This window comes from Collinsella aerofaciens, from assembly GCF_040910185.1.
Classification (GTDB): domain Bacteria; phylum Actinomycetota; class Coriobacteriia; order Coriobacteriales; family Coriobacteriaceae; genus Collinsella; species Collinsella aerofaciens_BF.
The window spans coordinates 17410-27684 of record NZ_JBDGBA010000002.1 but is presented as its reverse complement, the minus strand read 5'-3'; the positions used below and the strand labels follow the sequence as shown (position 1 = coordinate 27684).

Annotated in this window: 10 protein-coding genes; 7 read left to right on the top strand and 3 right to left on the bottom strand. The window is 55.8% G+C overall.

The genetic code is table 11. The annotated features are described in order from the left end of the window. From AB5Z54_RS01370 to AB5Z54_RS01350, 5 genes are all read left to right on the top strand, one after another. On the top strand, positions 1-228 hold a 228-nt coding region (locus tag AB5Z54_RS01370), incomplete at its 5' end, for a Jag family protein (RefSeq protein WP_368159791.1). Positions 229-324: 96 nt separating this feature from the next. Further along, positions 325-1062, top strand: coding sequence for a 16S rRNA (guanine(527)-N(7))-methyltransferase RsmG (gene rsmG / locus AB5Z54_RS01365; RefSeq protein ID WP_240125945.1), 738 nt, complete (start codon positions 325-327; stop codon positions 1060-1062). Between the two features lie 134 nt (positions 1063-1196). After that, complete coding sequence (locus AB5Z54_RS01360; protein WP_022093800.1) at positions 1197-1997, top strand: ParA family protein; 801 nt, start codon at positions 1197-1199, stop codon at positions 1995-1997. Beyond that, complete coding sequence (locus AB5Z54_RS01355; RefSeq protein WP_368159789.1) at positions 1990-2895, top strand: ParB/RepB/Spo0J family partition protein; 906 nt, start codon at positions 1990-1992, stop codon at positions 2893-2895. The genes AB5Z54_RS01360 and AB5Z54_RS01355 overlap by 8 nt, the downstream gene beginning before the upstream one ends. Next, entirely contained in the window at positions 2885-3139 is a 255-nt protein-coding gene (locus AB5Z54_RS01350) for a hypothetical protein (protein WP_149926478.1), read from the top strand. Before AB5Z54_RS01355 ends, AB5Z54_RS01350 begins: the two co-directional genes overlap by 11 nt. Before the next feature lie 198 nt (positions 3140-3337). On the opposite strand, the gene rlmN is transcribed toward AB5Z54_RS01350, so the two are convergent. Then, positions 3338-4390, bottom strand: a complete 1053-nt coding sequence (gene rlmN / locus AB5Z54_RS01345; protein ID WP_368159786.1) for a dual-specificity RNA methyltransferase RlmN — start codon at positions 4388-4390, stop codon at positions 3338-3340. Positions 4391-4475: 85 nt separating this feature from the next. On the opposite strand from rlmN, the gene AB5Z54_RS01340 reads away from it, so the two are divergent. Beyond that, positions 4476-5441 (top strand): D-alanine--D-alanine ligase family protein, encoded by a 966-nt coding sequence (locus tag AB5Z54_RS01340; RefSeq protein ID WP_368135203.1) that lies wholly within the window; start codon positions 4476-4478, stop codon positions 5439-5441. Further along, on the top strand, positions 5435-8329 hold the full coding sequence (locus AB5Z54_RS01335; protein ID WP_368135202.1) for a helicase C-terminal domain-containing protein: 2895 nt from the start codon (positions 5435-5437) through the stop codon (positions 8327-8329). Before AB5Z54_RS01340 ends, AB5Z54_RS01335 begins: the two co-directional genes overlap by 7 nt. Here the strand turns inward: AB5Z54_RS01335 and AB5Z54_RS01330 are convergent. Beyond that, positions 8326-9243 carry a helix-turn-helix transcriptional regulator gene (locus tag AB5Z54_RS01330; RefSeq protein ID WP_368135201.1) on the bottom strand — a complete coding sequence of 306 codons (918 nt, stop codon included), beginning with the start codon at positions 9241-9243 and terminating at the stop codon, positions 8326-8328. The two genes, AB5Z54_RS01335 and AB5Z54_RS01330, sit on opposite strands and share 4 nt — an antisense overlap. Next, positions 9230-10252 (bottom strand): helix-turn-helix transcriptional regulator, encoded by a 1023-nt coding sequence (locus tag AB5Z54_RS01325; RefSeq protein ID WP_368135200.1) that lies wholly within the window; start codon positions 10250-10252, stop codon positions 9230-9232. The genes AB5Z54_RS01330 and AB5Z54_RS01325 overlap by 14 nt, the downstream gene beginning before the upstream one ends. Between the last annotated feature and the right edge of the window lie 23 nt (positions 10253-10275).

Below are 10275 nucleotides of genomic sequence, written 5' to 3'. Positions count from 1 at the left end.
GTTGTAGTGGACGTCGAGGGATACAAGAGCCGCCGTCAGGACAAGGTTGCCTCCATGGCTCAGTCTGCTGCCGAGCGCGCCATCCGCACTCACAAGAGTGTTTCGCTTCCGCCCATGAATGCCTACGAGCGCCGACTGGTTCACATTGCACTTCGTGGCAATGATGCGGTCGATACTCATTCTGAGGGTTCTGACCCTGATCGCCATGTAGTGATTGTTGCTCGATAATCTACTCGAGCTTATGCTAAGGGGACGTGGTTTCCACGTCCCCTTTTTTTGTCAAAAGTTCTCGATACACTGATTTTTGTCAGAAAGGAGCTTTCGTTGTTAGTACTTACTGATCAGCAAGCTGACGAGATGTTGAGTCGTCTAGCTTTCTATTGCAAAGAGTATTCCTTGAGCGTAACTGATGTTGAGCTGAGGAAATGTATTCAGCATTTGGATTTGGTTCTAGAAACAAATAAGACAACCAATCTCACCCGTATTCTTAACGTAGAAGATGCTGCAGTACTTCATATCCTCGACTCACTTGTTTTGCTCCCCTATATCAACAAGGCTCCTGAGGGAGCTTTGCTCGATATGGGAACAGGTGCGGGCTTCCCTGGTATTCCATTAACCATAACCACGCATCGTAAAGCTACTTATATTGACTCTGTTGGCAAGAAGGTTGATGCGGTAAATTCCTTTGTCCATGCTCTTGGATTGAAACATGCCCATGCGGTTCATGATCGTCTTGAAGAATATGCTCGGAGCCATAAGAAGCAGTTCTCTGTTGTAACCGCCCGCGCACTGGCCCCTCTACCGATTCTTGTTGAGTATGCGGCTCCGTATCTGAAGGATGGAGGGCTATTTGTTATAACCAAGGGCAATCCTTCGGATGAGGAGCTTGCTTCCGGCATGTCAGCAGCTAAGATTTGCGGCTTCACTTTGCTTCTGAATGACACAATTGATTTGCCTGAAGGCTTGGGTCACAGGGAGTTCATTGTTCTTAAGAAGAGTCATCCAGCATCCGTTTCATTGCCTCGTGCAAATGGCGTGGCAAAGAAGAATCCGCTTGCCTAGATGTTTCACGTGAAACATAATGGATACTAACAACTTGCAGTGTTTCACGTGAAACATGGCGGTTGATATCGATTCGGAATGTTTCACGTGAAACATCCTCCGTTTGACAGCTTTAATACACACCAGGAGGGACCGTGGGATTTCGCGACGTTAAGCGTTCAAAGAGCGCAAAAGACACGCGTATCATTGCAATCATCAATCAAAAAGGCGGCGTCGGTAAGTCAACGACGGCTGTAAACCTTGCAGCAGCACTGGGTGAGCAGGGTCGTAAGACACTGATTGTCGATTTTGATCCGCAGGGAAACAGCACCAGTGGATTCGGAATTGAAAAAGAAGACCTTGATCACTGCATCTATGATGCATTGTTGAATGATGTGCCGGCAGAATCGCTTGTTCTTGATACAAATTGCAAAAAGGTATTCGTAATTCCGGCTACAATTCAGCTTGCAGGCGCGGAAATTGAACTCGTAAGCGCAATTGCTCGTGAAACCCGTCTCAAAGATTTGCTTGAGCCGATTCAGGACGAGTTCGATTTTATTTTCATTGACTGCCCTCCTTCGCTCGGCCTGCTTACTATCAACGCTTTGACCGCAGCAGACAGCGTTTTGATTCCGATCCAGTGCGAGTATTACGCACTCGAGGGCGTTACGAAGCTGCTTGAGTCAATGAAGATGGTCAAATCTCGTCTGAACAAGGGCTTAGACACCTACGGTGTGCTTATGACCATGTATGACTCGCGTACTTCTCTATCGAATCAGGTTGTTGAGGAGGTTCAATCGTACTTTGGTGATAAGGCATTTAAGACGTTGATCCCCCGTACGGTTAAAATCTCCGAAGCTCCGTCTTTTGGGGAACCGGTAATTACCTATGCACCTCAAAATAAGGGTGCAAAAGCATATATGAACCTTGCAAAAGAGGTGATCAAGCGTGCCTAGTGTAAAGAGACGTGGCGGATTGGGACGTGGACTCAATGCTTTGGTCTCAGAGGCCGAGTATGAGACCGGTGGTTCGGCTGCATCGGCTTCGAATGCCGCATCTGAAACAAAACTACCTATTGAGGATATCGTTCCCAACCCTAATCAGCCGCGAATTCACTTTAACGAAACTGAACTTCGTGAGTTGAGCGAATCAATCCAAGAACATGGCGTCTTGCAGCCGCTTTTGGTTCGCAAGCATGGAAACGGCTATGAGATCATCGCTGGTGAGCGTCGTTACCAAGCGTCAAAGCTTGCTGGTCTTGAGGAGCTGCCTGTCATCATTAAAGATGTTAATGATGAAGAGATGCTGGCTCTTGCTCTGATCGAAAACCTTCAGCGTTCTGATCTGAATCCCGTCGAAGAGGCTAAGGGCTATCGCCAGCTTATCGATGCCAGCGGTATGACCCAGGAGGCATTGTCGAAGGCAGTCAGCAAGTCACGCTCTGCAATTACAAACTCGCTGCGCCTTCTCGATCTCCCTGAAGTTGTTCAGCAGATGATTTTTGAGGGCAAACTTACTGCTGGTCATGCACGTGCGATTCTTGCAGTTCCCTATGAGGACGCTCGAATTCGACTTGCAGAGAAGGTTGTTGCAGAGGGCCTTTCCGTAAGAGCGACAGAAAATCTTGCTCCGTTGTTTTCTGCCGGAGAGACACCTAAGACGCCGAGGCCTACAACGCCTCAGTCTTTTAAAAAGGCTGCCCGCGTGCTTCGTCAGGTTTTTAATACCAACGTGCGTGTTAAGAGCTCGCGTGGAAAGAATAAGATTGAGATTGAGTTTAAAGACGAGGAAGAGCTCTCTCGTATTCTTGGCGAAATGATTCAGTTTGATCAAGGAGGCCAAGATGAGGAATAGGATTTTAACTGCGATTGCATTGGCGACGACTGTCGCGGCTGGTGCCTTTGCTGGCTATAAGATCGCGACAGACGATGAACTTCGAGGTCGTTTGCTTCGTAGTGCGCAAGATATTGTCGATACATCCAAGAAGAAAATGGATGTTATGACAGAAGATGTTGCCATGCGTACGGCTCAGGTAACGAAGAATCCCAAGATTAATCAAGGTTGGGTTAGTAACCAATGGGAAAATGTAGGCTATTAGGTACCTAACAATTACTTAGCATATTTTGAGGGTCCTTGTCTGATTCACGAGGCAAGGACCCCTTATTTTGGCCGTAAAAAATGGGACAGGTAGCAGCTGATTCAAAATTAAGGTCAATAAATAAAACGGCCCCGGTTGCATCTCCTGCAACCGGAGCCGTTCGATGTTTCACATGAAACGTTTTGGGGTGCGACTCCCCTATGCGTTCTTCTGAACTTTAAAGCGCTGCTTCAGCTGTCCGCAAGCGGCGTCAATATCGTTACCACGGGAGTTACGAATCGTGGTCTCGATGCCACGGGACTCAAGACGACGCTGAAGATCCTCAACCTTATGAATCGGCGACGGCTTGAGCGGGCTGCCCTCGATGTCGTTAAGCTGAATCAGGTTAACGTGGCACAACGTTCCCTCGCAGAAGTCGCAGAGCGCCTGCATCTCGGGATTCGTATCGTTGACGCCTTCGATCATGGCATACTCATAGGTCGGGCGGCGGCCAGTTTTCTCGGTGTAGAGCTGAAGCGCCTCGTGAAGGCGAAGCAGCGTGTACTTCTTAACACCGGGCATGAGCTTATTGCGCGTCGACTGGATGGCGGAATGCAGTGAAACAGCAAGCGTGAACTGCTCGGGGATGTCGGCAAATTTGCGAATACCGGGAATAACGCCACTGGTAGAGACGGTGAGGTGACGAGCACCGATACCGATGCCGTCGGGGTCGTTGAGGATTCGCAGCGCCTTGAGAACCTCGTCGTAGTTGGCAAACGGCTCGCCCTGGCCCATGAAGACAACGCTCGTGGAGCGCTCGCCAAAGTCGTTGGATACATGAAGTACCTGGTCGACGATCTCTTGAGCGGTCAGAGAGCGCTTGAGGCCGTTGAGACCGGTAGCGCAAAAGGCACAACCCATGCCGCAGCCTGCCTGGGTGGAAACGCAGACGGAAAGCTTGTTGCGACGGGGCATGCCGACAGTCTCGACGGAAACGCCGTCGTGGTACTCGAGCAGATACTTGCGCGAGCCATCTTTGGAAACTTGCTTGGTGAGTTCAGTGGGCGTGTCAAAGGCAAAAGCCTCTTTAAGCTGCTCGCGGAAAGCCTTGGGAAGGTTGGTCATATCGTCGAACGAACAAACGTTCTTCTCGAAGACCCATTCGATGAGCTGCTTCGCGCGGAAGGCGGGCTGGCCAAGTTCGGCCACGAGCTCGCGAATATCGTTTTGGCTCAAGTCGCGAATGTCCTGAGATTTAGTCCTGGGATTCATGGAAGCCTTTCGATTTTGGGGAAACGTAGAGGGTATCGCTACAATATGGTATCAGCTGCAGAAATTATAGAGGAGGAGTCTGCCCATGCCGGGTAAAAGCCTAGAGAACATGCACGTAGCGGTCTTGGCGGGCGGTCATTCCGCCGAGCGAGAGATCTCGCTCAATTCGGGAAAGAACGTTGTGGTGGCACTGAAGGAAGCCGGCTACACCTCGGTGGAGCTGCTCGACACGGCCGCTGATGATTTTATGGTAACCATGGCGACCGGCGGCTTTGACGTGGCGTTTATCGCCATGCACGGTGCCGGCGGCGAGGATGGCGCCATGCAGGGTGCCATGGAGACCCTTGGTATCCCCTACACGGCCTCGGGCGTGCTTGCCAGCGCCTGCGGTGCCGACAAGGAGGTCTCTAAGCTCCTGTACGCCAGGGCGGGCATTCCTATTGCCCCCGGCCTCGCGCTCGAGGTGGGCGATGAAGTCGATATCGATCATATCGTCGAGGTTTGTGGCGAGCGCTGCTTTGTGAAGCCGGCCGTCAACGGTTCCAGCTATGGCATTTCCCTGGTCCATGAGCCCTCCGAGCTGCCCGCGGCAATCGCCAAGGCGTTTGAGTACGGCGACAAAGTGCTGGTCGAGAAGTGTATCGAGGGCACCGAGATCACCGTCGGCGTATACGGCGAGGACGACGTGCGCGCTCTGCCGATTGTCGAGATTCGTAAGCCCAAGGACTGCGAGTTCTACGATCTGGACGTGAAGTATGTTGACCCTACAGACATCCATCGCATTCCGGCGCAGATTTCGCCCGAGAATTACGCTCGTGCTCAGGAGCTTGCCTGTGCCGCTCACAAGGCTCTCGGTTGCCTGGGTATCTCGCGCAGCGACTTTATCGTGAGTGAGGACGGCCCCGTTATCCTCGAGACCAATACCATTCCCGGCATGACCGATACGTCGCTGTATCCGGATGAGATCCGCCACACCGACGACATAACGTTCCCGCAGGTCTGTGACAGCCTAATCCGTATGGGCCTTCGTCGAGCGGGCATTGCATGCTAATCGAGGACGCGGTTTCGTCAGGAACGCCGCAGTTTGTCATCGACTCCTATGCCACGCTAGCCGAACGCGCCAAAACGCAGTCCTTTGGCCTTATCGAGGAAGATGTGATTGTCCTCGATACCGAGACCACAGGTCTTTCGGTGCAGGACAATGAGCTGATCGAGATCTCGGCGGCCCGTCTTTCGGGCCGCGAGATCGTCGACCGTTTCGATACCTTCGTGCATCCCAAGCAGCTGATTCCCGCCGAGATTACCGAGCTCACGAGCATTACAAATGCCGACGTGGCAGATGCCCCGTCGGCCGTTGAGGCCGTCGCCGCTCTCGCCGATTTTGTCGGTGGTTGCCCGGTGATCGCACATAACGCCACGTTCGACCGCTCGTTTATCGAGTCGGTCAAAGGCGGCGTCAACGTGAGCGATATTTGGATCGATTCGCTGGCGCTGTCGCGCATCGCGCTACCGCGCCTGGCCTCGCACAAGCTGTCTTTTATGGCCGATCTGTTTGGCTGTGACTCGGTATCACACCGTGCCAATGCCGACGTCGACGCCCTGTGCGGCGTATGGCGCGTGTTGCTTGTGGCACTCACCGACTTGCCCCAGGGCCTCATGGCGCGCCTAGCCGACATGCATCCGGACGTGCCTTGGTCCTATCGTCCTATCTTCTCATTCTTGGCAGGGCAGAACCCTGGTTCTATCTTCTCTCTCAGCGCCGCTCGTGCTGACGTTCTCAAGGCCGATCGCGCCGACGATCGGGTGGACGCCGACGAACTACCGGTCCTCAAGATGCCGAGTCGTGAGGAGATTGAGGCAGACTATGCGCCAGGTGGCCTGGTCAATCGCATGTACCCCACCTACGAGCCGCGTGATGAGCAGATCGCGATGGCGCTCGAGGTCCGCGATGCGCTGGTCACGGGCACTCATCGTGTAATTGAGGCGGGCACAGGCGTCGGCAAATCGATGGCCTATCTGGTGCCTTTTGCCGAGGCGGCACGCCGTAACAACATCACGGTTGGTATTGCGACCAAATCGAACAATCTTGCAGACCAGCTCATGTACCATGAGCTGCCAAAACTTGCCGAGCAACTGGACGGTGGTCTGTCATTTTGCGCTCTCAAGGGCTATGACCACTATCCGTGCCTGCGCAAGCTTGAGCGCATGAGCCGAGGCCAGGTCGAGATTACCACCAAGCGCGATCCGGCGGACACGCTCACGGCGGTCGCGGTCATTATGGCGTACGTCTGCCAATCAGCCGATGGCGACCTCGACTCGCTTGGCATTCGGTGGCGCAGCGTCAACCGCCCCGACTTTACGACGGCCTCGCGCGAGTGTGCTCGCCGCCTCTGCCCGTTTTTCCCTGATAAATGTTTGGTCCACGGCGCCCGCCGTCGTGCGGCGCATGCCGATGTGGTGGTCACCAACCATTCCCTGCTGTTCCGCAATGTTGCGGCCGAGGGCAGGATTTTGCCTCCGATTCGTCATTGGGTAATCGACGAGGCTCATTCTATCGAGCGCGAGGCGCGCCGTCAGTGGGCGCGCGTGGTGTCGGCGGACGAATCACGCGTTCTGTTTGAGCGCCTGGGTGGCTCGAGCACCGGTGCGCTAAGCCAGGTCTCCCGTGATTTGGCAACCTCCGAGGGCTCTACGCTCTATTTGGGCCTTACTGCCAAGGCGACGTCAACGGTTGCGCGCGCGAGCATGGCAATCGCCGACGTGTTCGATGGCGTTCGCGAGCTCGGCCGCCGTGCCCGTGGGGGTTATGACAATGCCAATCTATGGATTGGCCCCGAGCTGCGCGAATCTGACGACTGGCATGATTTCTTACCGTCGGCCTACACTGCCATCGACGCATTGGAACAAGCTGACAAGAGCGTCGACGCGCTGGTGCAAGCCGTCGCCGCCGACAAGCCCGAGGTTGTTGTCGACCTGGGTGATATTTCGCGCCGCCTGCACGAGCTGGCCGAGAACCTCAAACTCATCATTGACGGCACCGATGAACACTACGTGTATTCGCTGCAGGTCAATCGCAGACTGCGTGCCGGCGGAGAGTCAATGACCGCAGAGCGCATCGACATTGGCGAGGCCTTGGCAACCGAGTGGCTGCCCGAGGTTCACACGGCTATCTTTGCCTCGGCGACCATGACGGTGTCCAAAAGCTTTGAACACTTTAACCACGCGGTCGGTCTCGATCGCATCGGTGCTTCAACATCCTCGTCGCTGCACTTGGACTCGAGCTACGACTTCGATTCGAACATGGCTGTAGTCGTTGCGGGCGATATCCCCGATCCGCGCGATCGTGAGAGCTATCTTACAGCGCTCGAGCGCGTGCTGGTCGACGCCCATCTTGCCATGGGCGGATCGGTGCTCACACTGTTCACCAATCGGCGCGACATGGAAGACCTGTACGCCCGCGTTGAGCCTAAGATGGCCCGTGCGGGTCTGGAGCTCAACTGCCAGCAGCGCAACTCATCTCCTCGTCGCCTGCGCGACCGGTTTATCAACGAGCCGACCTCGTCGCTTTTTGCCCTTAAGGCCTTCTGGGAGGGATTCGACGCCAGCGGCGAGACGCTGCGCTGCGTCATCATTCCCAAGCTGCCGTTCTCGAGTCCCACGGACCCGCTCTCGTGCGAGCGCAACCTGCGCGAAGACCGCGCTTGGGCGCGCTATTCGCTGCCCGAGGCGGTGCTCGAGGTCAAGCAGGCGGCCGGCCGCCTTATCCGCTCGTCGACCGATTGCGGCGTGCTGATTCTGGCCGACCCGCGCCTGGTGACGAAGGGCTACGGAAAGAAGTTCTTAACGTCGCTGCCCACGAGCTCCTACCAGCGCATCGAATCGGCGCAGATCGGGCACTATCTGCAACTGTGGCGCGCACGCCACGAGCGGCGTCGCTAAAGCGGACAGACGAGGGTTTTTGCCATATCGCACAGACGCTTTGACAGGGCGGGGTCATCCAAGATGCGGATGGCTCCGCCCGCTGCGATTATCTGGCTCAGTAGCCAACGCTCGGAGCCGTAATGCACGGTTACCGTTGCCGTGTCTGCCCCGCTGCGCTCGATTAGGGTGATGCCGGCCCAGTCCAGATGCTCCGCCATATCGAATGGCATCAGGAGCTTTGCGCTACGCTGCGTCCGGGCAAGGGAATCGTGGAGGGATGCGACATCCGGTGCGTGAGGCACGACGGAGTCTTCCGTCAAGGCGAGTCCCTCGATTTTATCCATGCGATAGGTGCGCTGCTCATCGACCGCGATGTCCCAGGCAATCAGGTATGTTTGGTCGCCGTTTGACGTAATGCGCAAGGGGTCGACCAGACGCTCGCGTGGCCGTGCATCGTCCATCGAGCGATACGAGATGCGGCAGCGAACGCCGTCCTGAATGGCGCAGCTCAGCTGCTGCCAGTGCGACCCGTGGTTGACGGTGTCAAAGACGCGCTGGTTATAGCCGAGCTCTTCGGGTAGAAGGGCATGTCGAATCCGAGCTGCCGTCTGCGGCTCGATCCCCAACGATTCAAGTTCATGGTTGAGCACAGCGCCCTCGGCGGCACTCAGGCGCAACGGTAGCACACGACCGGCGTCACCGGTGAGGACCACACGCTCGCCGCGGCATTCGCAGATGATGCGCGCGCCCGATTCTCGGTCCGCGAGCGTCGAGACGATCTCGAGAATCTCGTCGAGCGACACCCCCGTGATGTCAAAGCGACTGCAAATCTCGGTTCGTGTCATGCCACTCTCGCCGGCGGCGTAGAGGGCCTCCATGATGTCGATGGCACGCGAGAGCCTCTGCTCGCTGGTGAGTTTACGCACGGGCATGCTCGTGCACCGTCCTTTCAATGAGGTGGTTCCACGCCTGCTTGAGCGATTTGGGGGCCACGGGCCTCATGCCGTCCATGGCGTGGGCCATGCAAAATGAGGCGGCGGCTTCAAGGTCGCGCACGTCAACGGTCCAGGTCCATCCCACATCGGTGTGTGCGAGCTCACCTCGCCCACGCGTGAGGCCGTTGATCATATCGATCTGCGTCTGAGGGGCGAACGAGAACGTGGCTGCAACGGGCGGTCGGTCGGCAAAATCGAATTCAAAGAACAGATAGTCGTTGAGATTGAAGTTCGCGGGGATGACGTAGGCCTTCGAAGGACGCCAAGCGCGTACGATACGGTCGCAGCGGAATGTCCTGATGTCGTCGGTGACGTTGTCGAGGCCGCAGAAGTACGCCACGCCCTCGCGCTCGAACATGCCGTAGACGCAGACGGTACGTTCTTTCTGCTCGCCGCGTCCGTTCTGATATAAAAATCGCAGCGCGCATCGCTCGGCAAAGGCGCTCCATACCGCATCGACGGTGGGAGAGCGGCTGATCGGTGCTTCGTCCGCCGTCGTCCTACCGGTGAGGTAGGCAATCTTTGATCGAATATCGGCAAGCGGTGCGGCAAAAGTGGATGAGCCGGCCGCTAGTGTCTGGTCGATGGCGTTGAGCAGGATATCGGCGTCGTCTGCGGTGATGAGGCCGCCTGCTGCAAAGGTGTGCTCGCGGTCAATTGTCCACGAGCTTTCCTCGGTCTCCTGCGCGCCGGCGGGGCGAACCTCCTTGATTAAGATGCCACGCTCGAGCAGTTTGTCACGATCGCGCCGAAACTTGCGCTTATCCGAGTCGATGTTGCCCGAGCCATATCCCAGGTCAGAATCCAAGACGATCTGCTCGGTCGTCAGCGGTTCGGGGGAGCTATTGAGTACAAAGAAAAGATTGAGGATGCGCTGAGCCGTTTTATCGAAACTGGGCTCCAAATTTCCCTTTTTAATTGTCTCGGTCGTGTCGCTTGCCGTCATAGAGTCCTCGCATGAGAAGGTGG